24 protein-coding genes are annotated in these 23,619 nt (G+C 74.9%); 8 read left to right on the top strand and 16 right to left on the bottom strand.

All coding sequences use genetic code 11. The features are described 5' to 3' along the window. Nucleotides 1–28 precede the first annotated feature (28 nt). The gene (locus ACUXPL_RS03105; RefSeq protein WP_454181861.1) at nucleotides 29–700 is read right to left on the bottom strand and encodes a pyroglutamyl-peptidase I family protein; all 672 of its coding nucleotides are present in this window, start codon (nucleotides 698–700) and stop codon (nucleotides 29–31) included. Between the two features lie 83 nt (nucleotides 701–783). Here ACUXPL_RS03105 and ACUXPL_RS03100 point away from each other — a divergent pair, with 83 nt between their 5' ends. Next, on the top strand, nucleotides 784–1,857 hold the full coding sequence (locus tag ACUXPL_RS03100; RefSeq protein ID WP_180535796.1) for an Rv2578c family radical SAM protein: 1,074 nt from the start codon (nucleotides 784–786) through the stop codon (nucleotides 1,855–1,857). Nucleotides 1,858–1,891: 34 nt separating this feature from the next. On the opposite strand, the gene ACUXPL_RS03095 is transcribed toward ACUXPL_RS03100, so the two are convergent. Then, nucleotides 1,892–2,404, bottom strand: a complete 513-nt coding sequence (locus ACUXPL_RS03095; RefSeq protein WP_454181858.1) for a (deoxy)nucleoside triphosphate pyrophosphohydrolase — start codon at nucleotides 2,402–2,404, stop codon at nucleotides 1,892–1,894. Between the two features lie 55 nt (nucleotides 2,405–2,459). Here ACUXPL_RS03095 and ACUXPL_RS03090 point away from each other — a divergent pair, with 55 nt between their 5' ends. Next, nucleotides 2,460–3,782 (top strand): MFS transporter, encoded by a 1,323-nt coding sequence (locus ACUXPL_RS03090; protein WP_454181856.1) that lies wholly within the window; start codon nucleotides 2,460–2,462, stop codon nucleotides 3,780–3,782. A 142-nt stretch (nucleotides 3,783–3,924) separates the two neighbouring features. Continuing rightward, nucleotides 3,925–4,197 (top strand): GlsB/YeaQ/YmgE family stress response membrane protein, encoded by a 273-nt coding sequence (locus tag ACUXPL_RS03085; RefSeq protein ID WP_180535799.1) that lies wholly within the window; start codon nucleotides 3,925–3,927, stop codon nucleotides 4,195–4,197. 112 nt (nucleotides 4,198–4,309) lie between these two features. Here ACUXPL_RS03085 and ACUXPL_RS03080 read toward each other — a convergent pair whose 3' ends face one another. The 4 genes from ACUXPL_RS03080 to infC form a co-directional block, all read right to left on the bottom strand. Beyond that, entirely contained in the window at nucleotides 4,310–5,206 is an 897-nt protein-coding gene (locus ACUXPL_RS03080) for a TrmH family RNA methyltransferase (RefSeq protein ID WP_454181854.1), read from the bottom strand. 134 nt (nucleotides 5,207–5,340) lie between these two features. Further along, complete coding sequence (gene rplT, locus ACUXPL_RS03075; protein WP_255166237.1) at nucleotides 5,341–5,727, bottom strand: 50S ribosomal protein L20; 387 nt, start codon at nucleotides 5,725–5,727, stop codon at nucleotides 5,341–5,343. Nucleotides 5,728–5,816: 89 nt separating this feature from the next. Beyond that, nucleotides 5,817–6,011, bottom strand: coding sequence for a 50S ribosomal protein L35 (gene rpmI / locus ACUXPL_RS03070; RefSeq protein ID WP_002853699.1), 195 nt, complete (start codon nucleotides 6,009–6,011; stop codon nucleotides 5,817–5,819). Between the two features lie 104 nt (nucleotides 6,012–6,115). Next, entirely contained in the window at nucleotides 6,116–7,039 is a 924-nt protein-coding gene (infC, locus tag ACUXPL_RS03065) for a translation initiation factor IF-3 (RefSeq protein WP_454181908.1), read from the bottom strand. 376 nt (nucleotides 7,040–7,415) lie between these two features. Between infC and ACUXPL_RS03060 the strand changes: the two genes are divergently transcribed. Continuing rightward, complete coding sequence (locus ACUXPL_RS03060; RefSeq protein WP_036313345.1) at nucleotides 7,416–7,787, top strand: DUF1844 domain-containing protein; 372 nt, start codon at nucleotides 7,416–7,418, stop codon at nucleotides 7,785–7,787. Nucleotides 7,788–7,849: 62 nt separating this feature from the next. Here the strand turns inward: ACUXPL_RS03060 and ACUXPL_RS03055 are convergent, their stop codons facing one another. Continuing rightward, nucleotides 7,850–8,329 carry a hypothetical protein gene (locus tag ACUXPL_RS03055; RefSeq protein ID WP_454181852.1) on the bottom strand — a complete coding sequence of 160 codons (480 nt, stop codon included), beginning with the start codon at nucleotides 8,327–8,329 and terminating at the stop codon, nucleotides 7,850–7,852. 365 nt (nucleotides 8,330–8,694) lie between these two features. Between ACUXPL_RS03055 and ACUXPL_RS03050 the strand changes: the two genes are divergently transcribed. Next, a complete protein-coding gene (locus ACUXPL_RS03050; protein WP_002854852.1) occupies nucleotides 8,695–8,943 on the top strand; it encodes a WhiB family transcriptional regulator in 249 nt (82 codons plus the stop codon). A 62-nt stretch (nucleotides 8,944–9,005) separates the two neighbouring features. Here ACUXPL_RS03050 and ACUXPL_RS03045 read toward each other — a convergent pair whose 3' ends face one another. From ACUXPL_RS03045 to ACUXPL_RS03035, 3 genes are read right to left on the bottom strand one after another with little or no spacing between them, the layout of a single operon-like run. Further along, entirely contained in the window at nucleotides 9,006–10,514 is a 1,509-nt protein-coding gene (locus ACUXPL_RS03045; protein ID WP_454181850.1) for a sensor histidine kinase, read from the bottom strand. Then, nucleotides 10,484–12,067, bottom strand: a complete 1,584-nt coding sequence (locus ACUXPL_RS03040) for an ATPase (RefSeq protein ID WP_454181848.1) — start codon at nucleotides 12,065–12,067, stop codon at nucleotides 10,484–10,486. The genes ACUXPL_RS03045 and ACUXPL_RS03040 overlap by 31 nt, the downstream gene beginning before the upstream one ends. 2 nt (nucleotides 12,068–12,069) lie before the next feature. Then, nucleotides 12,070–12,717 carry an SAF domain-containing protein gene (locus ACUXPL_RS03035; RefSeq protein WP_180535804.1) on the bottom strand — a complete coding sequence of 216 codons (648 nt, stop codon included), beginning with the start codon at nucleotides 12,715–12,717 and terminating at the stop codon, nucleotides 12,070–12,072. A gap of 225 nt (nucleotides 12,718–12,942) precedes the next feature. On the opposite strand from ACUXPL_RS03035, the gene ACUXPL_RS03030 reads away from it, so the two are divergent. Then, nucleotides 12,943–13,167 (top strand): helix-turn-helix domain-containing protein, encoded by a 225-nt coding sequence (locus ACUXPL_RS03030; protein ID WP_002854861.1) that lies wholly within the window; start codon nucleotides 12,943–12,945, stop codon nucleotides 13,165–13,167. Nucleotides 13,168–13,182: 15 nt separating this feature from the next. On the opposite strand, the gene ACUXPL_RS03025 is transcribed toward ACUXPL_RS03030, so the two are convergent. Then, the gene (locus tag ACUXPL_RS03025) at nucleotides 13,183–13,740 is read right to left on the bottom strand and encodes a hypothetical protein (RefSeq protein ID WP_180535805.1); all 558 of its coding nucleotides are present in this window, start codon (nucleotides 13,738–13,740) and stop codon (nucleotides 13,183–13,185) included. 156 nt (nucleotides 13,741–13,896) lie between these two features. On the opposite strand from ACUXPL_RS03025, the gene ACUXPL_RS03020 reads away from it, so the two are divergent. Both ACUXPL_RS03020 and ACUXPL_RS03015 read left to right on the top strand, forming a co-directional pair. Then, nucleotides 13,897–14,646, top strand: coding sequence for a LysM peptidoglycan-binding domain-containing protein (locus ACUXPL_RS03020; protein ID WP_454181845.1), 750 nt, complete (start codon nucleotides 13,897–13,899; stop codon nucleotides 14,644–14,646). A gap of 50 nt (nucleotides 14,647–14,696) precedes the next feature. Continuing rightward, a complete protein-coding gene (locus ACUXPL_RS03015; RefSeq protein ID WP_454181843.1) occupies nucleotides 14,697–15,209 on the top strand; it encodes an Rv3235 family protein in 513 nt (170 codons plus the stop codon). A gap of 87 nt (nucleotides 15,210–15,296) precedes the next feature. Here ACUXPL_RS03015 and secA read toward each other — a convergent pair whose 3' ends face one another. From secA to mtrB, 5 genes are all read right to left on the bottom strand, one after another. Then, a complete protein-coding gene (secA, locus tag ACUXPL_RS03010) occupies nucleotides 15,297–18,032 on the bottom strand; it encodes a preprotein translocase subunit SecA (RefSeq protein WP_454181841.1) in 2,736 nt (911 codons plus the stop codon). A 174-nt stretch (nucleotides 18,033–18,206) separates the two neighbouring features. Next, nucleotides 18,207–18,884, bottom strand: coding sequence for a ribosome hibernation-promoting factor, HPF/YfiA family (hpf, locus tag ACUXPL_RS03005; RefSeq protein WP_060973936.1), 678 nt, complete (start codon nucleotides 18,882–18,884; stop codon nucleotides 18,207–18,209). A 149-nt stretch (nucleotides 18,885–19,033) separates the two neighbouring features. After that, on the bottom strand, nucleotides 19,034–19,831 hold the full coding sequence (locus tag ACUXPL_RS03000; protein ID WP_454181838.1) for a ComF family protein: 798 nt from the start codon (nucleotides 19,829–19,831) through the stop codon (nucleotides 19,034–19,036). A gap of 108 nt (nucleotides 19,832–19,939) precedes the next feature. Continuing rightward, nucleotides 19,940–21,685 (bottom strand): LpqB family beta-propeller domain-containing protein, encoded by a 1,746-nt coding sequence (locus ACUXPL_RS02995; protein ID WP_454181836.1) that lies wholly within the window; start codon nucleotides 21,683–21,685, stop codon nucleotides 19,940–19,942. Then, the gene (mtrB, locus tag ACUXPL_RS02990) at nucleotides 21,682–23,616 is read right to left on the bottom strand and encodes an MtrAB system histidine kinase MtrB (RefSeq protein ID WP_454181834.1); all 1,935 of its coding nucleotides are present in this window, start codon (nucleotides 23,614–23,616) and stop codon (nucleotides 21,682–21,684) included. Before mtrB ends, ACUXPL_RS02995 begins: the two co-directional genes overlap by 4 nt. Nucleotides 23,617–23,619: the final 3 nt, after the last annotated feature.

Genomic DNA, 23,619 nt, shown 5'->3' with positions numbered 1-23,619 from the left:
GCGCCGACACGGACCCGGGGTCCGGAGGTCAGTGCAGGGTGCCGCCGGGGACGTCGAGGTCGCGGCCGCCGGCCAGCGCCGTCAGGGCGGCCTCGGCCACCGCGCGCGCCAGGTCGGCCGCGGGCAGGGCCGGGGTGTCCGGCGTCGGGCGGTGCTCGGTGTCCCACGGCACGTGGATGAAGCCGGCGGCTCGGGCGGTGCCGGGGGCGTCGAGGAGCGAGTACATGACGTGGTTGCACACGAAAGCGCCCGCGGACAGGGACGGCTCCGCGGCGACGCCGGCCGCCCGGATCGCGGCGACGGCACGCTTGGCGGGCAGGGTGGCGAACAGGGCCGCGGGCCCGTCGGCGCGCACGGGCCGGTCCACGGGCTGGTCCCCCGCGTTGTCCGGGATCCGGGCGTCCTGCAGGTTCACGGCCACCCGCTCGACCCGGACGGCCGCCGTGCCGCCGGCCAGCCCGACGGCGATCACCGCCTCCGGCCGGACCCGGTCGAGGGCCGCGGTCAGGGCAGGCCCGGCCGCGCCGAACGCGCACGGCAGCTCGACCGCCTCGGCCGTCACACCCCGGTCCGCCAGGATGCCCACGGCGTCCCGTGCGGCGGCAATCGACGGGTTGTGGACGTCGCCGCCGAAGGGCTCGAAGCCCGTGAGCAGGAGGCGGGCGGCCGGGACGGGTGCACGGGAGCTCATGGCGACCACGGTAGGCGCGTCTCGGCACCCGCGCCACACCCGGACTCGAACACGCTTGCGGGTCGATTCGAACATGTGTTCTACTTCTGGCCATGCGATGGGAAGCGCAGACCCTGCGGTCCGAGGGCGGAGCCCAGCGGGCGACGGCCGGCACACCGGCCGGCTCCGCCGCCCTGCTGCCGCTCTCGGACCTGCAGCGGAGTGTCACCACCCCGGAGTTCGCGGGCGTCACCTTCCATGAGGTGCTCGCCAAGACCGCACTGAACTCGGTGCCGTCCGCCTCGGCCATGCCGTTCCGCTGGACCGTGAACCCGTACCGCGGCTGCACCCACGCCTGCCGGTACTGCTACGCCCGCAGCACCCACACGTTCCTCGAGCTCGACGCCGGGGCCGACTTCGACCGGCAGATCGTCGTGAAGGTCAACGTCGCCGAGGTGCTGCGCGCCGAGCTCGCCCGCCCCACGTGGGGCCGCGAGGCGGTGGCGTTGGGGACGAACACGGACCCGTACCAGCGGGCCGAGGGCCGCTACGCGCTGATGCCCGGGATCATCCGGGCCCTGGCCGATTCCGGCACCCCGTTCTCCGTGCTGACCAAGGGGACCCTGCTCGCGCGGGATGTGCCCCTGCTGCAGGCGGCCTCGCGCCAGGTGCCCGTGCAGGTCTCGCTGTCCCTGGCGATGCTCGACCCCGCCATCGCCGCCGCGGTCGAGCCGGGCACACCGTCGCCGACCGCCCGCCTGCGCCTGATCGAGCGGCTCGCCGCCGCGGGTGCGGACGTCACCGTCATGGCCATGCCCCTGCTGCCGTGGCTCACGGACGGGGACCGCGAGATCGACGCCCTCATGCGCGCGCTGGCGGACGCCGGAGCCGCGCGCGTCATGCCGGGCGCCCTGCACCTGCGGCCGGGCGCGAAGGAGTGGTACCTGGCCTGGATCCGCCGGGAGCACCCGGATCTGCTGGCCGGCTACGAGCAGTTGTACGCCCGGTCCGCCTACGCGCCCGAGTCGTACCGCCGCATGCTCACCCGGGTGGCCGGGGAGGCCGCCGCACGGCACGGCCTGGCCCGCGGCGGCGCCCACGGCATCCGGCGCGAGGACGGTCCCACGGCCCGGCGCCGGCCGGCGTCCCGGCCCTCCGCTCCGGCGGCGCAGCCCGCGCTGTTCTGACCGGTCCGCGGGGCGCGGCCGGCCGCGTGTCGACTCAGCGCCCCGCGGAGAACGCCGTGGCGGCGCCACGGAGCACCTCGGCCACGATCGGCCGGTCCGCCGGGATCCAGTCCAGGTGCCGCACGCCCGGCCCGGCGAGCGGCAGCCACGCCAGCAGGTCGTGGTCCTGGAGGGCTCGGGGTGTCGCTCCCTCCTCCGCCAGGACGCCCCAGAACACCCGCATCCGGGCGCCGTTGGCCAGCTCCCACCCGTCCGGCCCCGGCGCCGCCACCTCGGGGCCGAGCCGCACGGCGACCCCGAGCTCCTCCCGACACTCCCGCAGCAGCGCCTCCTGGGCACCCTCCCCCGGCTCGACCTTGCCCCCGGGGAACTCCCAGAGCCCCCGCAGCGGGGCAGGCGCGCTGCGACGGGCCGCCAGCAGGCGGGTCGGCGCGGCCGCATCGTCGAGCAGCGCGAGCCCCACGACCAGCCGCGGTCGCGCACCGTCCCGGGGCGACGTCGTCGGGCTGGCGGCGGGCGCGGGGCGAGCGGGTGTGGCGGAGGTCATGAGCCCAGGCTAGCGAGGCCCCGCCCCCGGGGACCGGAGTCCGTAGGCTGGGTCGGTGCCCATCCCCACTCCCGCCGCCGACGGCGCCCACGACCGTTCCCCCCGCGCCCCGCGTCCGACGCACCCGGACCCGTCCGTCCCGCCGACCGTGCCCACGGGCCCGGGCGCGCTGCTGGGCGGCCGTCGCGTGCGTCTGCTGCCGGCCATCCTCGCGCTGGCTCTGGGCAGCTTCGCGATCGGCACCACGGAGTTCGCGATGATGGGCCTGCTGCCGCAGGCGGTGGCCGACCTCGGCATCGGTCTCGAGGCCGGCGGCGTGCTCATCTCCATGTACGCGTTGGGCGTCGTGATCGGCGCTCCCCTGCTGGCCGCGTCCTTCGCCCGCGTCGACCGGCGGGTCACGAGCATCGTGCTGATGCTGCTGTTCGTCGTGGGGCACGTGGCCGCGTTCCTCGCCCCGGACATGGGGAGCATGATGGCGGCCCGGTTCGTGTCGGGCCTGCCGCACGGCGCCTACTTCTCCGCGGCCGCCCTGGCCGCGGCGGACCTCGCCGGGCCCGCCCGCCGCGGCCAGGCCGTGGCGTGGGTGATGGCCGGGCTGTCCTTGGCCAACGTGCTGGGCGTGCCGGGCGCGACGGCGCTCGGGCAGGCCGTCGGCTGGCGCTGGATGTTCGTCATCGTGGCGGTCTGCGCGGCCCTGTGCGTCGGGGCGACCGCGTGGCTCGTCCCGTCCGTGCCGGCCCCCGCGGGCGCCTCGGTCGGCCGCGAGCTGCGCGGTCTGGCCTCCGGCCGCCTGTGGGCGACGGTGGCCGTGGGCGTGATCGGCTTCGCCGGCATGTTCGCGCTCTACACCTACATCGCGCCGCTGCTCACGGAGGTCGCGGGCCTCGAGGAACGGTGGGTCCCCGCCGTGCTGGCCCTCTACGGCGTCGGCATGGTGATCGGCACGCTCGTCAGCGGCGCCCTCACGGACCGCGACCCGGTGGGGACCCTGCGCCTGAGCTTCGGGCTCAGCGCGGTCTCGCTGGCCGCCGTGGCGCTGACGGCCTCGTGGGCGCCGGTGATGATCGTGTTCCTCTTCTGCGTGGCCGTCAGCGGCTCCGGGATCGCCCCGTCCCTGCAGGTGCTGCTCGTGGACTCCGCGCCCACCGCGCCCCAGCTGGCCGGTTCGCTCAACCACTCCGCGCTGAACATGGCCAACGCGATGGGCGCGTGGGTCGGGGCGGCCGCGATCGGGGCCGGTGCGTCGCTGCGAACCCCGCCGCTGGTCGGTGCGGGCATCGCCCTGGCGGGCCTGGTGCTGGCGTTCCTGCTCGTGCGCCGCGACGTCGCGGCCCCGCCCGGCGTCCGGGCGGACGACGGCGGCTCGCCCCGCTGAATCTCCCACACGCGGCCGGGGCGAACCTCGTCACGTCGGAGAATCTCGAAAAAGTCGGGGCGCCAGAGGTGGCCCCCCGTGAAAATCCCTTGCTACGTTCCTTCTTGTACGTCAGATTCGCAACCTGAAAGGAATCATCATCATGGGCATCATTGCTTGGATCGTTCTCGGCCTCATCGCGGGCGCCATCGCCCGCCTCATCCTCCCGGGCCACCAGGGTTCCGGCTGGCTGGGCGCCCTGATCACCGGCATCCTCGGCGCCCTCCTGGGCGGCTGGATCGGTCGCCTGATGGGCTTCAGCACCAACGACTCGTTCTTCGACCTCGCCACCTGGATCTTCGCGATCATCGGCGGCGTCATCGTGGCCTTCATCTGGCAGGCCATCACCGCTCGCCGCACCGGCACCCGTGCCTGAGTGAGCTGAGCGGCCCGGTTTCGACCCGGGAACGCGCAGAAGGGGCGGGGATCCGCGTGGATCCCCGCCCCTTCTGCGCGTCCGGACGGCCCGCGCCGCCTCGCCCGCGGCGTCAGCCGGCGCGCCGTGCCCCCGCCATCGCGGACGAGTACAGGCACACCGTGGCGGCGGTCCCCACGTTCAGGGACTCCGCGGCCCCGTACAGCGGCACCGCCACCCGGCGGTCCGCCAGCGCGAGCTCGCCGTCGTCCAGGCCCTGGGCCTCGTTGCCGAACAGCCACGCGGTCGGCGCGGCGACCACGCCGGGGGCGAGGGCGTCGAGCCGGTCCGAGCCGTAGCCGTCGGCGGCCCACACCTGGAGACCTGCGGCCCGGGCTGCGGCCGCGGCCGCCTCTGCGGGGACGGCGGTGACCACGGGCAGGTGGAACAGCGACCCGGCGGTGGACCGGACCACCTTGGGATTGAACGGGTCGACGGAGCCCGGCGTGAGGACCACCGCGTCCGCCCCGGCCGCGTCCGCGGCCCGGATGACGGTGCCGGCGTTCCCCGGGTCCTGCACGCGGCACAGCACGGCGGCCAGACGCGCCTCCCCGAGGGCCGCTTCGACGGCCTGCGGCTGCGGCATCCGCGCCACGGCGACGATGTCCTGCCCCGTCACGGCGTCGGCCATGGCGGTGAGCACTTCGTCGCTGGCCTCCCGCACCAGGACGCGCTCACCACCCGGCGTCGGCCGGTCCCGGGCGCGCGTCACGAGCTCGGCCAGCGCGGGGTCCCGGTCCACGAGTCCGACGGACGCGTACACCTGGGTCAGCACCTGCCCCGCGCGCCACTGCTCCGCGGCGGCCGCCGGCCCCTCCCCCAGGTGGGCGCGCAAGGCCTCGCGGCAGGCCTGCGGCCCCTCGACGAGGAACGTGCCCGTCCGGCGTCGGGCGGAGCGGCCCGCCAGGGCTGCCACCGCGCGCACGCGCTCGGCGCGGGGATGGGTCATCGGCTCGGCGTGCGGGGTCATGGGGTCTTTCTGGTCGGGGCTCGGCTGCGGGTGTGCAGACGCCGACGGGGCGGGCCTCGGTGGAGGACCCGCCCCGTCGGCGGTGGTGTTCACGCCTGGGGCGTGGTGGGGACCCTCAGGGCCCCGGAGCCGGCTCAGCGGGAGGCGGCGGGGGCGTTCACGTCCGCGGGCAGCGCCTCGCGGGCGGTCTTCACCAGCAGGGCGAAGGTCGCGGCGTCGGAGACGGCGATCTCGGCCAGCATGCGGCGGTCCACCTCGACGCCGGCCAGCTTGAGGCCCTGCATGAAGCGGTTGTAGGTCATGCCGTTGGCGCGGGCGGCCGCGTTGATGCGGGTGATCCACAGGCGACGGAAGTCACCCTTGCGCTTGTGGCGGTGCTGGTAGTTGTAGGTGAACGAGTGGAGCATCTGCTCCTTCGCCTTGCGGTACAGGCGAGACCGCTGGCCGCGGTAGCCGGAGGCGCGCTCCAGCATGGTCCGACGCTTCTTGTGGGCGTTCACTGCCCGCTTCACACGTGCCACGTGCGTACTCCAATCTGTGTGGTCCCCGGGGCGCGCACTGGCGCGTCACGGCCGAGGAGGAAGGGGTTCCGGCGAGGCCGGAGGGGGTGTCAGATGCCGAGCATCCGCTTGATCTGCTTGATGCTGCCCTTGGAGACGAGCTGGTCGCCCTTGAGACGGCGAGTCAGGCGCGAGGACTTGTGCTCCAGGTAGTGGCGGCGGTTCGCCTGCTGGCGCATGATCTTGCCGGAGCCGGTCACGCGGAAGCGCTTCTTGGCACCGCTGTGGGTCTTCATCTTCGGCATGGCTGCCGTTCTCCTTCACTCATCGCTGCCGTGCGCGGCGCGCACGGCAGTGCTGGTCACCCCGGTCCGTGCGGACCGGGCTGGTCTGTGGCGACCCCGGGGGGTCAGGCCCGAGGACCGGGCTTGGGGGCACCGCCGCGGGGGGCGGCGGGCTTGGGCGGGGCCGGCATCGGCTTGGCCGCCGGCTTCGGAGCCGACGACGGCGCGGCCGGCTTGGCGGCGGACCGCGGCTTCGGCGTGGCAGCCGGCGCAGCCGAGGACTGCGGCTTCGGCGTCGCGGCCGGCTTCGCGGCCGGGCGGGGAGCCGCCGGGGCCGGGGTCTTCGGCGCCTGCTTCGTCTCGGCCGGGACCGCGGAGGCGTTCTCCTGCGTCCGGGCCGCCATGGCCTTCAGCTGCTCGGGGAACGCGTCCCCGACCGAATTCCGCACCGGGGCGGAGTCGGACGCCGCCTTCTGCGCGGCGCGCTCCTTGGCCTCGCGGGCGGCCTGGTCGCGACGCGAACCGCCGCCCTGACGCTCGCGGTGGCTCTCGGCCGAGTTCTTGCGCTGGTCCGCGCGCGCATCGGCCTTGGTGCGCAGCGGGCCGACCACCATCACCATGTTGCGGCCGTCCTGGCGCGGCTGCGATTCGACGGTGCCCAGCTCGGCGACGTCCTCGGCGAACTGCTGCAGCAGCTTGATGCCGAGCTCGGGACGCTGCTGCTCACGGCCGCGGAACTGGATGATGGCCTTGACCTTGTCGCCCTGGCTCAGGAACTTCTTGGCGTGGCCGGTCTTTGTCTCGTAGTCGTGCTTGTCGATCTTCAGGCGGAAGCGGACCTCCTTGAGGACCGTGTTCACCTGGTTCTTGCGCGACTCGCGGGCCTTCACCGCGGCCTCGTACTTGTACTTGCCGAAATCCATCAGCTTGCACACCGGAGGCTTGGCCGTGGGGGCCACCTCCACGAGATCCAGGTCCGCCTCGGCGGCGAGCCGGAGGGCGTCCTCGACGCGGACGATGCCGACCTGTTCGCCGTTCGGGCCGACCAGGCGGACTTCCGGAACGCGGATACGCTCGTTGATGCGGGGATCGCTGATGGTGGTACTCCTCTGTGCGAGACGACGGGTGATCCCGCGCCCACCGGAGGGGCCCTCGGAAACGAGGAAGGCCTCCCCTGCGCGGACGCAGACGGAGGCCTCGACACGGTCCCGTCGGACGGGACCCTCGGTGCGGGCTGCACGCCACGACGCGGCGGTCCCGACCGGCGACCCGGCAACTCGGCCCGGGGCGAACCGGACATCCTGCTGACGCGGGTGGGAGAGAGGCCTCCACTTTGATGCTCCTGGCCCGTGCACGCCTGCCCCGGGGTCACCGGGTGACGAGGACGTGCGCGGACCACGAGTGGTCTATGGGAAGCTTACCACCATGACAGACGAACGTCAGGCCCAGGACGCCACCCCCATGGACGCCCCCGCCGAGATCCGCGACATCCACGAGGTCCCCGCCGTCGAGGTCATCACGACCACCGCCGTGCACCTGATGACCGCCGCCGCCGTCAAGTGCGGCCTGGCCGACTCCCCCGACGCCCGCGAGCTCATCGATCTCGACGAGGCCCGCAAGCTCATCACCGCCCTCGCCGGGCTGGTCACGGCCGCGGCCCCCGAGATCGGCAGCCAGCACGCCGGCCCGCTGCGCGACGGCCTGCGCTCGCTGCAGCTGGCGTTCCGCGAGGCCTCCCCGTTCCCGGACGCCCCGGGCAAGGGCCCCGGCGAGAAGTTCACCGGCCCGGTGAACTGACCACGCCCCCCGACGACGGCGCGCCCCCGACCGGGGGTGCGCCGTCGTCGTCGGAGCCGGTCTCAGGCGTCCGTCGACGTCTCCGGGGCGGGGGCGAGATGCCGGGTGACCGGCGTCGTGAAGAGGGTGAGCAGCGCGACGCCGGAGACCGCGAGCAGCGGCCCACCCAGAGCAGCGGCGTCCACGCTGAAGAGCCATGAGGACAGGAGCACACCGAAGAGCTGGATCGCGACGGCGGCGCCGCGGCTCCACGCCCGACCGCGCAGCAGGGCGACGGCGGTCGCGAGGATCCACAGGGCGAGCAGCGCGTAGATGACGATCAGCATCACGCGGGCGCCAGCGGGGAGCACCCCGTCCGCCGCATGCACCACCGCGTCCACGGCGAGCCAGAGGAGCGCGCCCGCCTCGAGCCCGAGCGCCGCGGCGACCACGAGGACGGCCGCCGGCAGGCCCCGGCCGGGGCGGGGCGGGACCGTCGTCGCGTCGGCGTCCGACGACTCGGACGGGGCGACGGGGTCGGGGCGGCGGGACTGTGCTGCCATGGGGCCTCTCCTGCGGGACGGCTGCGGGGACGGACGTGTCCCCCACGGTACGCCGGGCAGTGCGTAGGCCACGTCCGCGGCGGCGCCTCGGTCAGGGCATGCTGTGACGAAGGACTCGCGGTGAAGCGCGGTGATGCACCTCATTCACCTCTTGTTCACGCGTGAGGGCCGTGCGAGGATGACACGCGAAAGATTTCCGGGGGCCGCGTTCGCATGAAAGCGGTCCCCGTTGCAATGACCAGGGTCGCCCTCCGTATCGGTCGTGCCGCGCGTCGTCCGCGCCGGCCCCGTGCCCGCCGCCGGCGGAGGCCGTGACCACCGGCGCCCGCGGGCTCCGGCTCTTCCGACAGAAAGTGAGCGGACCGATGGATTGGCGCAGCAAAGCAGCGTGCCTGGACAAGGACCCGGAGCTGTTCTTCCCCGTGGGCAACACCGGCCCCGCCCTCCTGCAGATCGAGGAGGCCAAGGCGGTGTGCCGCTCGTGTGAGGTCGTGGACACGTGCCTGAAGTGGGCCATGGAGTCCGGCCAGGACTCGGGCGTCTGGGGCGGCATGAGCGAGGACGAGCGGCGCGCCATGAAGCGCCGTGCGGCGCGCGCTCGCCGCGCCTCCTGACCCACCCGGACCACCGGCCCCGTCGACCGCGTCGACGGGGCCGTCGTCATGCCCGGCCGGGTTCACGTCAGGGGCAGTCGCAGCACGACGCGCGTGCCGCCGTCGTCGGACCGCTCCCAGCGCAGGGTGCCGCGCAGGTCCCCCTCCACGAGCGAGTGCACGATGCGCAGTCCGAGCCCCGATCCCTCGCCCGCGCGGGGGGACTGCCCCGGCACCCATCCGTCGGGGGCGCCGGGGCCGCCGTCCGTCACGGACACGACCAGCACCGTTCCCGCGGGGGTCGACTCGCGACCGGCGTGCAGACCCACGCAGCCACCGCACGGCGCCGTGCCGTGCTCGACGGCGTTGGCCGCCAGCTCATTGAGCACCAGCGCCAGCGGCGTGGTCACGTGGGAGGGCAGTTCACCGAACTCGCCCGTGACCGCGACCTGCAGCGGCCGCCCGTCCCCGGCTACCTCGACGGCCAGGCGGAACTGCCGCTGCAGCAGACCGTCCACGGGGACCTGGTCCTCGATCTCCTCGCTCAGCGTCTGGTGGACGAGGGCGATCGTGTCCACGCGCTGCATCGCCTGACGCAGCGCACGCTCCGCCTCGGGCGAGGACGTGCGCCGCGCCTGCATGCGCAGCAGCGATCCCACGGTCTGCAGGTTGTTCTTGACGCGGTGGTGGATCTCGCGGATGGTCGCGTCCTTGGTGAGCAGACGCTGCTCCTGGCGGCGCAGCTCGGTCACGTCGCGCAGCAGCAGCAGCGCCCCCTGCCAGCCGTCCGGACCGAGGAGGGGGACGGAGCGCACCGTCAGCGACACCCCGCCGGACTGCACCTCCCGACGTCCGGCACGCCGGCCGGTGAGCACGGCCCACGTCCCCTCGTCGGTGGGCACGCGGGCGGCCTCGGTGCTGGCCAGCACGTCGGTGAGCCGGTGCCCCTCGAGGGTCGAGGCGATGCCCAGCCGGCGCAGGGCGGAGACCGCATTGGGACTGGTGAACTCGGCGACCGAGTCCGGTCCGAGCACGACGAGGCCGTCCCCCACCCGCGGTGTGCCGCCTGCCCAGAGGCCGGAGGGCTCCTCGGGCGCCGGCCAGCGGCCGTGCTGCATCATGTCCAGCAGGGTGCTGGCCGTCCGGCTGTAGTTCTCCTCGATCACCGAGCGCGCCGGCCGGCCGTTCGGGTCCGCGTGCGCGGAGACGACCGCGATGACCCTCCCGGCGCGGACCACCGGCCACAGACGCACCTGCAGCGTGCCGCCCGGGGCCTCGACGGGGCCGGCGCCCTCGGCCCGCTCCCCGCCGTGCCACGTCTGCCCGACGACGGCCCGCAGGTCCGCGCGGGCGCGCGAGCCCACGATGTCGCGGTGGAAGAGGGTGGGAGCGGTGAAGGGCCGGACCTGGGCGAGCGCGACGAACCCTCCGGCCTCGTCGCGGCGGGGCACGGGACACCAGAGCACGAGGTCCGCGAGCGCCAGGTCCGCCACCAGCTGCCAGTCCCCCACGAGCCGCTGCAGCCAGGCGCGGTCCTCGTCTCCGATGTCCGGGTGCGACGTCAGGGGGTCCTGCGCGAGCGAACTGACCATGGGATCAGGGTACGGCGACGTGCCGGGCGGCCCGGGTCCGTGGCGTCGCGGGCGTCGTCGGAGGACGCGGCGGCGATGGTCTGCGAGGGCCGCGTGCGGTGCCGTCCGCGGCGGGCGGGGCGGGCGGGGACACCGGCCAGCGTGGCGAGGGCGCGACGCAGCGGGCTGTTCGGAGCGGCCTCGGCGAGCACCTGGCCGGCGAGCAGCGCGGGGTCCGCGGCGGCCGGGTCCCACGGCAGGAACGCCTCCAGCGGCGTGGCGGGCGAGGCGTAGCGGTTCCAGACGGCCTCGACCTGCCCTCGCGGGGCGACGCCGGCGGCCGCGGGCCGGAGCCGGTTGACCACGACGCGCAGCCGTGCGGCCGGGGCCGCCTCCGCCAGGTCCTCGACCCCGCGGACCAGGCGGGGCAGTGCGACGGCGTCCGGCCCGCCGACCGCGATGACCTCGTCGGCCGCGGCGAGCGCCGCCAGGGTCGCACCGTTGCGCTGTGGGGCGGGCACGTCGAAGGACAGCTCCTCGTCCTGTTCGAGACCGAACCCGACGTCGACGACCACGCGGTCCCACCGTTCCCTGGCGGCCGCGATCAGCGCGGTGACGGCGGCGGGGCGCAGCTCGGGCCACCGGTCCACGCGGGTGAGTCCCGTCAGAACCGTCAGGTCCGCGCCGGCGACGCGGACGCGGACGCCCGCGGCCGTCAGGTCGGCGGCGCCCAGCCGGCCGTGGTCGGCCCGCCGCACGGCCCGCGCCACGCCGGCCGACTCCTCCGTCAGCCCCAGGTGCACACCGACGGCGGGGCCGTACGTGTCCAGGTCGACCAGCAGCGTGTTCCGGCCGGCCACGGCGTGCTCGGCGGCGAGGTTCACGGCGACGGTGGTGCGTCCCGGAGCGCCGGTGGGACCCCACACCACGGTCACCAGGGACTCCCGTGCGGGTCCGGCCGGCTCGCCCTCCTCCGGAGAGGGTGCGGGGTCGGCTCCCTCGTCCGCGGTGGCGGGGCCGGCGTCGGGCGTGACCGTGGCGGGGTCGAGGCCCGGCCCGGCGTCGGCGGGCTCGTCGGCGTTGCGCCAGGGGTCCGTGAGGCCGGGCATCTCGTCCCCGCCGATCGTCTCCAGGGTGATCGGCAGGTCGTCGAGGTCCTCGGCGTGATCCAGGGCGTGGTCGGCGTCCTCCCCGTGCGAGGTCTCCGCCCGGCGGCCCTCCGCCGCCGCGCTCGCGGACTCCACGACGACGGCCGCGATCTGCTCGGGGTCGGCGTCGGCGCGCACGCAGGGCACCCCCATGCCCCGGAGGCGACGCCGCTCGGCACGGACCTCGCTGAGCGCCGCCACGCCCACGGGTCGGGGCAGCCGGGCCGTCTCCTCCAGGAAGGCGGCGGTGAGGGACTCGGTGCCCCCGGCCACGAGGACCGCGTCCACGAGACCGGAGCGGGCGATCGCGAGCAGCTCGGCGAGGTCCTCGGCCCGGCGGAGGACCGTGATGTCCGTCTGGTGCCGCTCGAGCGGGCCGATGTGGTCCAGACCCGGCTGGACGGTGGTGGCCAGGGCGATGCGCACGGTCAGCGCACCCCGTGGGCCGGCACGAGGGTGACCCGCGCGTCCTTGACCTTCGCGTCCACGATGCGCGGCAGGGTCTCCTCCGGCGCCAGCAGCTGCACCCGGGTGGTGCCCGAGCCGCCGAGGCCGTTCTGCTCCGCCGTGACCTCGGAGATCTCGAGCGCCTCGGCCAGCCGGGCCGGGTCCGCATGGCCGCGGCCGCCCTCCGCGGGCATGGCCACCCAGACGTCCACACGGTCTCCCACGCCCACGCCGGACGGCAGCGGCTCGTCCAGGGCCACGCCGACGGGGCGGCGGCCGTCCGGGTCCGCGTCCACCAGCGCCGCCGCCGGCACCAGCTCGCCGGCCCGGACCGTTCCGGAGACCATCCGCCCCTCGGGAGCCGGGGCCTCGGCGCTGAGGTACCGCTCGCCGGCCTCGCTGAGGTTCACCTCCACGGCGCGCAGGTCCCCGGCCGCGATGGGCGTGCCCGGGGGAAGGTCCTCCGCGGCCGCCCAGTACCCGGCGGTCCGCTGGGAGGAGGCGACCAGCGCCACCACGCCGGCGATCGAGGCGAGGACGAGCACGAGACCGACGAGGAGCCGGGGATCCCGCCAGCGGGGCCGGCGCAGACGGCCGCCCTCGGCGGACGCGGACATGGTCGTGGACACCGGATGTTCCCCCCTTCGGACCGGCCTCGCGGGCCGCCGCGGCCCCGGCACCCCGTCGGTGTCGGCCCCTCCGCGCTGCGCCCAGAGTAACCACTGGGTCCGTGGATCGCCGGATCCGCCGCGTACGCTGTGGAAAAGTGTCGCCTCCGGGTGTTCCCGGGGTTGAATGGGTCGACGTCGTGGGCCGCCCGCGACCGTCCTGGACGCCTCGACCGAAGGAGCACCGTGCAGCGCTTTCTCACCCTGACCGACGTCGCGGAGACCCTGAACATCTCCGGTCAGGCCGCCCGCGCCCTGGTCCGCTCGGGTGAGCTGCAGGCCATCCAGGTCGGGGGCCGCGGCCAGTGGCGCATCGAGGTGTCCTGGCTCGAGGACTACGTGGAGCGTCAGAAGGAAGTGACGCGCGCCCGCGTCCGCGAGTGGACCGAGGCGGACGCGAAGGCCCGCTGAGCCCACACGGTCCGCTCAGGCGGGGCGCAGCGCGGTCCGGACCGTCCCCAGCGCCCCGAACGGGATGACGAGCCGCCCGCGGACGGCCGCGGCCCGCCGGGCCTCGTCCCGCGGATGGCGGGCGATGTCGAGGTGGTCGCCGCCGACCCGGTCCACGGTGCCCTCCGCCAGTGCGGCGCCGAGGCGCCCCGTCACCGCCACCGGCCAGCGCGTCCGCGCGATGCCGCGCAGCACCGTCCCCCAGCCGGCCGCGGCGAGCTCGGGCGCGAGCGCGGCCCGGGTCAGGTCGGCCTCCACGGCCGCCACGCAGTCCACCGCGACGATCGCCGATCCCGAGCCGTCGACGTGCACGCCGACCCAGCCCTGGCCCACCGTGTGCACCACACCGTCCACGACCTCGCCCCAGGCCAGGTGGAGCCGGACCTGCCGCCCTCTGGCGCCGCGCAGGCGGTCCGCCAGGGACAGCGCCATCCACTCCGCTCGGGTCAGCTCCGCGGCCTCGGCCACCGTCTCCTGCCAGCCGAGGTCGACCCAGTGCGCCTCCAGGTCGTCGAAGAGCCCGTTCCACCGCATGCGCTCAGCATAGGAGGCTCAGCGCCGGGTGACGGTCATCATCAAACATCATCAAACATCACTCTTGACACCCATCCGGCCGTGCAGTTCACTGTGGTCATCATCACCGGCCTGATCGCGGGATCGCGGCCGGACGGACGCACAGGAGGGGAATCCATGGAGCGCTCGACATCACCGGCCGGCCCGGCCCCGACCCGTCCGGTCGACGCGGCGGACGCCGTCGGCCTCATCGTCCTGCTTCTGGCCGGACCCGGTCTGATCGCCTGTGCCGCGGCGCTGCTGCAGACGGGCACCAGCGCGCCGGCGGCGGAACTGACCCGCGTGCTGGGCCTCGGCGCCGGTCTCGCCGGGCTCGGACTGCTCGCGTGGTGGGCGGTGGGCTTGACCGGGCTGGCGCTCGTCGCGCTGGGGCGCCGTGCGGGTCGGCCGGCCTGGGCCCGCCTGGGCCGGAGCCTCACTCCCGCCCTGCTCGGACGCGTGGTCGGCGCCGTCGTCGGTGTCCAGCTGCTCGCGGCACCGGCCGCGTGGGCGGCGGCTCATCCCGTGCCGGACGCCTCCTGGGCCGTGGCCGCGGTCCCCGCGCACGCCACCGACGTCGAGGCCCCGGCGCCGGATGCCGCGTGGACGCCCCGGCCCCCGGCGCCGGCCCCGCCGGGCGCCGGCACCGGCCGTGCGGATCCGGACCACCCCACCGACACCGTCCGGCGCGGCGACTGCCTGTGGCTCCTCGCCGCCGCCGAGCTCGGCCCGGACGCGACGCCCCGAGAGATCGACGCCCGGTGGCGCCGCTGGTATGAGGCCAACCGGCGGGTGATCGGCGACGACCCGCACCTGCTGCTGCCCGGCACCGTGCTGACCTCCCCCGTGTTCGCCCCGCACGCCGGCGTGGACGGACCACGGCCATGACATCCACGACCCTGCACTCCCCCGCTTCGCCTCGTTCTCAGGAGACCGCCATGACCGCCCTCGCCACCCGCCCCCGCACCGCTGCCGCCCGACGCGCCGCCGACACCCTCCTCCATGGGCCCGCCCACAGCCCCACGGTCCTGCCCCGCGGTGAGGAGATCGCCCGGCGCGCCCGCACCGAACAGGGGCGCGAGGAGCTGCGTCGCGTCCGCTCGCTCGCCGCCGTGATCGCCGTCGCCTGCGTCGAGGTCGAGACGGGCCGCCGTGCCCTGCGGGACCTCTCCGCCTGGCTCTCGCCCGAGGTCCTGGACAAGTTGACCCGTCGCATGGAGCTGCTGGGCGCCGTCGCGCCGACCGGGCCCGGTCGACGACCCGCCGCGGCCGTCCCGCCCCGGGCGCCCGCGTCCGCACCCCGCCCGGTGGGCGCTCGCGTGTGCGAGGTCGCACCCGGCCGGGTGGAGGCCAGCGCGACGGTGCTGTGGGAGGGCCGGGCCCGGGCCTTCGCACTCCGACTCGAGCGGCGTCTCAGCCGCTGGAAGGTGACGTCGGTCGAGATCGGCTGAGCCGGATCGTCCCGTCGGACTGACGATCGAGGGCCCGGAGACCTGGAGGTCTGCGGGCCCTCGTCCTGCGTCGTGGCGGGATGCCGGTCAGCCGCGGCGGCCGCGGCGCTCCGCCTGACGGCGGGAGCGGCGGTTCGTGCCCGCCGCGACCGTGGCGCCGGAGTCCGTGCCGCTGCGGGTGACCGCGCTCTGCCCGTCCTCGGACGGACCGGTGAAACGCAGCTGCGCCGGCTGCTGCGGGGCGTCGATGCCCTCCACCGAGATCTGCGGGGCCATCGTCACGGCGCGGGCGTCCTTGACGCCGGGCAGCGACGTCGACGCGGGGGCCGCACTGATCTGCGCCTGGAACAGCGTGCGCACGGCGTCCTCGCGGATGGCGGCGAGCATGTTCTGGAACATCGTGTAGCCCTCGCGCTGGTACTCCACGAGGGGCTCGCGCTGGGCCATCGCGCGCAGCCCGATGCCCTCCTTGAGGTAGTCCATCTCGTAGAGATGCTCCTGCCAGCGGCGCCCGATGGTGGCGAGCACCACGCGACGCTCCGCCTCCCGGAGCGCCTCGGACCCCACCTGCGCCTCCCGGTCCTCGTACGCCAGGAGCGCATCGGAGACGAGTTCGCGCTTGAGGACCTCGGCCTTGAGCCGGCCCCGGCCGCCGACCTCGTCGAGGACGTCCTCCTGCGAGATGCCCACGGGGTAGAGCTCTGCCAGGTCCCGCCACAGCTGGTCGAGGTCCCAGTCGGTGGCGTGGCCCTCCTCGGTGGCCGCGTCCACGATGTTCCCGACGGCGTCCTCCACGAAGCGGCGCACCCGGTCCTGCAGGTCCTCCCCCTCGAGGATGGAACGGCGGTCCGTGTAGATGGCCTCGCGCTGGCGGTTCATCACGTCGTCGTACCTGAGCACGTTCTTGCGCTGCTCGGCGTTGCGCCCCTCGACCTGCGCCTGCGCGTTCTGGATCGCCTTCGAGACGAAGCCGAACTCGAGCGCCATGTCGTCCGGGATCGACGGGCTGTTCATGATCCGCTGGGCCACGCCCGGGTTGAAGTTGCGCATGAGCTCGTCCGTGAGGGAGAGGTAGAACCGGGACTCGCCCGGGTCGCCCTGACGGCCGGACCGACCGCGCAGCTGGTTGTCGATGCGGCGCGAGTCGTGGCGCTCGGTGCCCACCACGTACAGGCCGCCGGCCTCGATGACCGCGCGGTGCGCGTTCTCCACGGCGGCCTCGGCCTGCGCCAGCACCTCGGGCCAGCGGGCCTCGTACGCCTCCGGGTCCTCGGCGGCGTCGAGGCCCAGCTCCTGCATGCGGGCCACCGCCGTGAACTCGGCGTTGCCGCCGAGCATGATGTCGGTGCCGCGGCCGGCCATGTTGGTGGCCACGGTGACGGCGCCCGGGCGGCCGGCCTGCGCCACGATGGCGGCCTCGCGGGCGTGGTTCTTCGCGTTCAGGACCTCGTGGCGGACGCCGCGCTTGGCCAGCAGCGTGGAGAGGTACTCGGACTTCTCCACCGAGGTGGTGCCCACCAGAACGGGTTGGCCCTTCGCGTGCCGCTCGGCGATGTCGTCGACGACGGCGTCGAACTTGACCTTCTCGTTCTTGTACACGACGTCGTTGCGGTCCACGCGCTGTCGCTCCCGGTTCGGCGGGATCACGACGACGCCGAGGCCGTAGGTCGACGTGAACTCGGCGGCCTCCGTCTCGGCGGTGCCCGTCATGCCGGCGAGCTTCTCGTAGCCGCGGAAGTAGTTCTGCAGGGTCACCGTGGCCAGCGTCTGGTTCTCGGGCTTGACCTCCACGCCCTCCTTGGCCTCGATGGCCTGGTGGAGCCCCTCGTTGTAGCGGCGTCCCTTGAGCACGCGGCCCGTGTGCTCGTCGACGATCTGCACCTCGCCGTCGAGGACCACGTAGTCCTTGTCCCGCTTGAACAGCTCCTTGGCCTTGACCGCGTTGTTCAGGAACTGGATGAGCGTGGTGTTCTGCGTCTCGTACAGGTTCGTGATGCCGAGGTGGTCCTCGACCTTCTCGATGCCGGGGCCGAGGATGCCGACGGTGCGCTTCTTGTGGTCCACCTCGTAGTCCGTGTCCGCCTCGAGGCGGCGCACCAGCCGGGCGAACTCGCCGTACCACCGGTTGGCCTCGCCCTGGGCGGGGCCGGAGATGATCAGCGGGGTGCGGGCCTCGTCGATGAGGATCGAGTCCACCTCGTCGACGATCGCGTAGTGGTGCTCACGCTGCACGAGCTCGTCGAGGGACCACGCCATGTTGTCGCGGAGGAAGTCGAAGCCGAACTCGTTGTTCGTGCCGTAGGTGATGTCCGCGGCGTACTGCTCGCGCCGTACGGCCGGGGTCTGACCCGCCACGATGACGCCCGTCTGCATGCCGAGGAAGCGGAACACGCGGCCCATGAGGTCGGCCTGGTAGGAGGCGAGGAAGTCATTGACCGTCACCACGTGCACGCCCCTGCCGGACAGCGCGTTGAGGTAGGCCGGAGCGGTGGCCACGAGGGTCTTGCCCTCGCCGGTCTTCATCTCCGCGATGTTGCCCTGGTGCAGCGCGATGCCGCCGAGCAGCTGGACGTCGTAGTGCCGCTGGCCGAGCGTGCGTCCCGCGGCCTCTCGGACCGCGGCGAACGCCTCCGGCAGGAGCAGGTCCAACGACTCGCCGTCCGCATGCCGGGCCCGGAGCGTGTCCGTCTCGGCACGCAGCTCCGCGTCGCTGAGCGCCCGGAAGTCGTCCTCGAGGAGGTTCACGGCGTCCACCGTGGCCTGCATGCGCTTGAGGACGCGATTGTCCGAGATCTTCAGGACGCGGTCGATGATCGAAGGCACTGGTTCTCTGCTCCCTTGCGGTGTGGCCGGGGCGGGACGGGGTGCCCCTCGCGCTCGGCCGTGGCGCGGTCTCCGGGACAGTGTACGGGCCGAGTCCGGACGGGCCGCGGCGCCCGTCCCGGAGGGGACGGGCGCCGCGGCGTCAGCAGGTCGTGGTCGACGTCGGCGGGGCGGTCAGTCCTCCCGCGCCTGGTAGGCCCGCTCCCCCTCGGAGGCGGAGACGTGATCCTGCGGGAGGGACTCGTCCAGCCGGATCACGCCGTAGCTCCAGCCCCGGCGGCGGTAGACCACGGAGGGCACGCCGGTCTCGGCGTTCTGGAAGAGGAAGAAGTCATGGCCCACCAGCTCCATCGCGTCCACGGCCTCGTCCACGCTCATGGGGGTCGCGGGGAACGCCTTCTGGCGGATGCGCACCGGGGTGCCCACCTCGGGGGCGTCCTGCTCGGCGGCCTCCTCCGCGGCCAGCGCGGCACCCGACGGCGGCAGCGGCGGCACGAATCCGACCTCGCCCGCGCCGCGGGAGGCGCCGAGCTTGCCGTGACGGCGGTCCTTGCGGCGGTCGCGCATGCGCCGCAGGCGCTCGGCCAGTCGGGTGGCGGCCTGGTCGAAGGCGACCAGCTTGTCGTCCGCGTCGGCCTCGGCCCGCACGACGTCCCGCGGGCCGCGGACCGTCAGTTCCACGCGGACCGTCTCGTCCGAGTGCTTGTGGTGGGAGGACTTCGTCACGCGGACCTCGAGCGTGTCGGCGCCCTCGGCAAGCGGCTGGAGGCGCTCGGTGCGCTCGACGACGTGGTCGCGGAAGCTCTCCGGGAGCCTGAGGTTGCGGGCGATGTAGCTGACATCCATGGTCATGGCGTCCTCCTGGTCCGACTCTCACGGGTCCGGCCTCGGGAGGGGAGGTGCGCCTCGGTGTCGCGTCCGCAGGGCGGCGGCGGGTCCGAGGGGGCGACCTCCTTCCAGCCGTCGGCAGGACGGGAACCGTAGGGGCGATTCCGTGCCGTTCACCCTACCCGGGGGCCTGGCCGGGGGCCAGGCTCGGTGGGGTCCCGCGGCGGGGCCACGGCGGCGAGCACGACGGCCCCGACGGGGCGCCCGCCGGCGCGGCGCACCGCCTCCGCGAGCGCGGCGAGGGTGGCGCCGGTGGTGAGGACGTCGTCCACGAGCAGGACGGGCGCGCCGGCCGGCAGCCGCCCGGCGACGACCCGCCAGTCCCGGGCCCGCCGGCGGCGCTGGCCCGCCCCGGCGCCCGCGTGAGACGGGCCGCCGCCCCGGAGCGTGCTGGCGCGGGGCAGAAGGCGAGCACGGACGGCGTCGGAGACCAGCCACGGCGCCGGCAGCGCCCGGGTGAGCTCGGCGAGCGGGTCGTAGCCGCGCCGTCGGAATCCGACCGCGCCGCCCGGGACCGGGACGAGCAGGGCGTGCGGCGCCCCGGGCAGGTCCGGCTCGAGGCGCGCCGCGGCGACGGCCCGGCAGAGGGCCTCGCCCAGCACGCCGCGCAGGTGCAGCGCGTGATGATCCTTGAACGCGAGCACGGCGGCCGCCAGCGGGTCTGCGTAGCGCCCGGCTGCCATCACCGGCAGCGGAGCGCCGCCGGGGCCCAAGGGCAGGGCCGGGGCATCCTGCTCCGCCCGGAAGGGCCGGGACAGGGCGGCGGTCAGTCCCTCCGCGCAGGCCGGGCAGAGCCGGTGGCCCGGCGCCGCGCACACCGCGCACTCGGCGGGCAGGACCAGGTCGGCCAGGGCCCGGCCGAGGGCGCCGAACGCCGACACCGGGGACGGGGAGGAGGGCGGGGAGCGCATACGACGAGTCCACCGCACGCCGCCGCCGTCCGGGCGCCGGGGCGAGCCGCTGTGCGGGACGGGGCGGCTGTGCAGGAGTGGACGACGGGCGGCGGGCGCCGGCCCGGCTCAGTCCGGGAACGAGAGGTCGCGCACCCCGCGGTCGAGCTCCTGCGCCCGCCACGAGGAGCCCACCAGCAGGAACACGAACTCGTCCGTCTCCGCGTAGTAGGCGCCGTCGTCGCCGACGGAGATCCCCCGCAGACCGCCCAGCGGGTTGAGCTCCCGGACGGTGCCGTCGATCGAGACGATCCGCGGCACCACGCGCTCGTCGGGCTTCTCGGCGTACGCCGAGACGAGCAGGTTCGTGTCTCCGGCCCACTCCACCGAGTCCTCCGACCCGGAGGAGGGCAGCAGGATCGGCTCGGTCAGGGCGTTCGGCACCCCGTCCGAGCCGCGCACGACCCCGGACACGCGCAGGGTGGTCCGCTGGCCGTCGTCGACGAGCATCGCGGCCCGGGCCCCGCTCCGGGACAACCGCAGGTCGACGATCCGCTCGCCGGGCCGCAGCCAGGTGGCCGTCACGATGCGCTCCTGCCCGCCGGGCTGGGCCGGGACGGCACGGATCCGCGAGGTCGTCCCCCTGTCGGCCGCCCACACCCAGCCCAGGAGGTCCAGCGACGGGACGGTGAGCCCGGTGCCGCGCAGCACCTCCCGCAGGGAGCCGTCCGTGCCGGCGACGTGGACCGCCGTCCGGTCACCGGTGACGAACGCGAAGCGGCTGCGGTCGCCGGACATCGTCGGGCGGACCGGATCGAGCGCGGTGACGTCCGGGGCGCCGCCCACCGGCGTGACGCTGGTCCCCTGCACGTAGACGAGTCCGCCCGTCGCCGTGTCGATGCCCACCTGGACCGAGCCGACGGCGGGCTCGGTCTCGACCGGGGCGGGGCCGTCGTCTCCCGACGTGGACAGCTGGGCGCCGGCGACGGTCACCTCGACCTCCTTGACCGACTGGAGGCCCGTCAGGGTCAGCTCCAGCTGCTCCCGCATGCGATGCCGCCGGTCGGCGTCGGCCCCCTCGGCGGCCGCCTGGGTGAGGTCGACGTGGGCCACGCCGTCGTCGTCGACGGGCACCGTGGGCGCGGCCAGGTCGGTGCCGGTGCGCAGCGGGAAGGCCGTCTCCACCGCCCCGGCCAGATACGGTGCCGGCCCGCGCAGCAGCGCTCGCGTCACCGCGGTCACGGTGGTGCCCCGATTGACGAACCACCGCACGTCCGGCACGACGTAGCGCTTCGCGGTGTCGTAGAAGGCGAGCTCGTGCGGGGCGAACAGCTGTCCGAACTGCGCCTGGGAGAGCAGCGTGCCGTTCTCCGTGGACGTGATGCGCATGCCCTGCGGCCGTTCCTGCACCGTGACCGCCCAGGCCCGCGTGGTCCCCGGCGGCGCGATGGTCCGCAGGCCGTACTCGTCGATCTCCGAGTCGACCTCGACCTGGATCTGGTAGTCCCCGACGCCGTCGCCCCGGGTGATGCGCGGCTCCGCCGAGTACACGAGGGTGCGCTGCCCGGGCGTCCACTGGGTGGCCGCGGGCCCGTCGAGGAACTCGCGCGCCACCGCGTAGTCGTCCTGCGGGCTCGTGCCCGCGAGCAGAAAGCCCCGGATGGCCTCCTCCGCCGTGTCCGACTCGGCCGGTCCCGGGGGATGGAACTGCGGCGCGTCGGCGGCCGCGCTGGCCCCGTCGACCGGGTCGGCGCTGCGCACCTCGGAGCTCTTCGGAATCTGGGTGCAGCCGCTGAGGGCGAGCACCAGGGCGACGATCACGCCGACGACGGCGACCCGCGGCGGGCGGGGCGGCTGCGGATCCACGGTGGTCATCGGGCCTCCTCTGCCGGGTCGTCGCCGGTCGGGTCCCCGGCGGCCGACCCGTGGGCGGGATCCTCCGCAGGGACCACGCGCACCGGCCGGGTCGGCGCGGTCAGGGCCTGCTCGGCCTGGCGCGCGGACGGCGCCGCGGCCGCGGCCGCCGCGGCGACGTCCGTGACCGCGCCGGCGGCGTCGGCGTCCGCCTCCTGCGGGACGGGCCGGGACAGGTCATCGGCGTACCGGCGGTCCGCCGTGCTGTAGCGGGGCGGAATGGGCAGCACGGAGCGGCCGATCGGTTCCGGGGCCTCCGCGCCCTGCACGGCCGGGCGCGGCGCCCGCGGCAGGGTCACCATGAAGGTGGACCCCTCCCCCAGCTCGCCCCACGCCTCGAGCCGGCCGCCGTGCAGCCGGGTGTCCTCGGTGGCGATCGCCAGACCCAGTCCGGACCCGCCGGTGGTGCGCTTGCGTGAGGGGTCGGCGCGCCAGAACCGGTCGAACACGCGCTGCACCTGCTCGGGGCTCATGCCGATGCCGTGATCCACGACGGCGAACGTGACGGCCTCCTCGTCGGCCGCCACGAGCACGTCCACCGGCAGGCCCTCGGCGTGCTCGATCGCGTTGTTCACCAGGTTGCGCAGGATCCGTTCGATCCGCCGCGGGTCGACCCAGGCGACGTGGCCGTCGGCGCGGTCCCGGTCCATGGGCACCACGTACACGGGAACGCCGATCTGGTCGGCCAGCGGCTGAGAGGTGAGCACGACGTCGCGGGCCAGCTCGAGCATGTCCGTGGCCTCGAGGGCCGGGGTGGCGGCGCCGGCGTCGAACCGGGTGATCTCCAGCAGGTCCGCGAGCATGGCCTGGAAGCGGTCCACCTGGTGGTAGAGCAGCTCGGTCGAGCGCCGGTTGACCGGGTCGAAGTCCTCGCGCGAGCCGTACAGCACGTCGGCCGCCATCCGCACGGTCGTCAGCGGCGTGCGCAGCTCATGGGAGACGTCCGAGACGAACCGCTGCTGCATCTGGGACAGCTGGGCGAGCTGGCCGATCTGGTCCTGGATGCTGTCCGCCATCCGGTTGAAGGACATGCTCAGGCGGGCCATCTCGTCCTCACCGTCGACCGGCATCCGCACGGCCAGGTTGCCGCTCGAGAGGGACTCGGCCGCCCGGGCCGCCTGCTGCACGGGCCGGGTCACACGCCGCGAGACCCACGATGAGACCAGCACGTTGATCATCAGGAAGCCGGCGCCGAACACCAGCAGCACCCCCAGCACCGAGTCGAGCGAGCTCTGGACGTCCGCGAGGTCGTAGACGAGGTAGAGCCCGTAGGTGGCACCCGGGGGCAGCACCACCTGGGCGCCGAACACGAGGCCGGGCCGGGTGCCGCCGCCCGGGTCCGGCAGCGCCACGCTCGCGTCGTACACGCCCGGCCCGGAGGCGACCGCGTCCTGCAGCTCCTGGGGGATCACCGCGGGATCGAGCCCGGCGGAGGAGATCGTCCCCACGTACGCGGACTCGGAGTCCGGCAGCGGGGCGAGGTGGTAGCGGCGACGGATCGTGGTGCCCGAGTCCCCCTCGAGGGCACGCAGGGTCTGGGTCACCAGCACGTCCGTGCTCTGCGCGTCCGTGGCGGTGGTCTGCGCGAACGTCTCGCGCACCTGGCTCAGGCCACGGCGGGCCTCGGCCTGGACCTGCTCGTAGCGGGCCTCGAAGAGGGCCTGGGTGATCTGCTGCGTCAGGAACGCGGCGACCACGAGGCCCGCGACGATCGAGAGCAGGGCCGCGAGCACCGCCGTGCGCAGCCGCAGGGACCGGCGCCACCGGCGGCGCAGCGCACGCCACGCGGGGCCGGGGACCCACGACCGTGGGCGGCCGGCGGCGGGCTCGACCGGCTCGGCGCCGGCCTCGGCCGCCGGGGCCGCGCTCACACCCGGGCCGGACACGGTCATGCG

The sequence above is a fragment of the Micrococcus sp. 140720015-1 genome (genome assembly GCF_053627595.1).
The sequence above is the reverse complement of the archived record's forward strand: the minus strand, read 5'-3'. Positions and strand labels throughout refer to the sequence as shown.

Excerpts from the sequence above, each read along its gene's own strand:
- ACUXPL_RS03055 (WP_454181852.1), bottom strand. The coding sequence starts at position 8,329 with ATGGCAGCACAGTCCCGCCGCCCCGACCCCGTCGCCCCGTCCGAGTCG.
- ACUXPL_RS03080 (WP_454181854.1), bottom strand. The coding sequence starts at position 5,206 with ATGACCCCGCACGCCGAGCCGATGACCCATCCCCGCGCCGAGCGCGTG.
- rpmI (WP_002853699.1), bottom strand. The coding sequence starts at position 6,011 with ATGCCGAAGATGAAGACCCACAGCGGTGCCAAGAAGCGCTTCCGCGTG.
- hpf (WP_060973936.1), bottom strand. The coding sequence starts at position 18,884 with ATGACCATGGATGTCAGCTACATCGCCCGCAACCTCAGGCTCCCGGAG.
- ACUXPL_RS03015 (WP_454181843.1), top strand. The coding sequence starts at position 14,697 with ATGACCGCCCTCGCCACCCGCCCCCGCACCGCTGCCGCCCGACGCGCC.
- ACUXPL_RS03045 (WP_454181850.1), bottom strand. The coding sequence starts at position 10,514 with ATGGTCAGTTCGCTCGCGCAGGACCCCCTGACGTCGCACCCGGACATC.
- ACUXPL_RS02995 (WP_454181836.1), bottom strand. The coding sequence starts at position 21,685 with ATGACCACCGTGGATCCGCAGCCGCCCCGCCCGCCGCGGGTCGCCGTC.
- ACUXPL_RS03095 (WP_454181858.1), bottom strand. The coding sequence starts at position 2,404 with ATGACCTCCGCCACACCCGCTCGCCCCGCGCCCGCCGCCAGCCCGACG.
- ACUXPL_RS03085 (WP_180535799.1), top strand. The coding sequence starts at position 3,925 with ATGGGCATCATTGCTTGGATCGTTCTCGGCCTCATCGCGGGCGCCATC.
- ACUXPL_RS03000 (WP_454181838.1), bottom strand. The coding sequence starts at position 19,831 with ATGCGCTCCCCGCCCTCCTCCCCGTCCCCGGTGTCGGCGTTCGGCGCC.
- ACUXPL_RS03020 (WP_454181845.1), top strand. The coding sequence starts at position 13,897 with ATGGAGCGCTCGACATCACCGGCCGGCCCGGCCCCGACCCGTCCGGTC.
- ACUXPL_RS03060 (WP_036313345.1), top strand. The coding sequence starts at position 7,416 with ATGACAGACGAACGTCAGGCCCAGGACGCCACCCCCATGGACGCCCCC.
- mtrB (WP_454181834.1), bottom strand. The coding sequence starts at position 23,616 with ATGACCGTGTCCGGCCCGGGTGTGAGCGCGGCCCCGGCGGCCGAGGCC.
- ACUXPL_RS03050 (WP_002854852.1), top strand. The coding sequence starts at position 8,695 with ATGGATTGGCGCAGCAAAGCAGCGTGCCTGGACAAGGACCCGGAGCTG.
- ACUXPL_RS03025 (WP_180535805.1), bottom strand. The coding sequence starts at position 13,740 with ATGCGGTGGAACGGGCTCTTCGACGACCTGGAGGCGCACTGGGTCGAC.
- ACUXPL_RS03100 (WP_180535796.1), top strand. The coding sequence starts at position 784 with ATGCGATGGGAAGCGCAGACCCTGCGGTCCGAGGGCGGAGCCCAGCGG.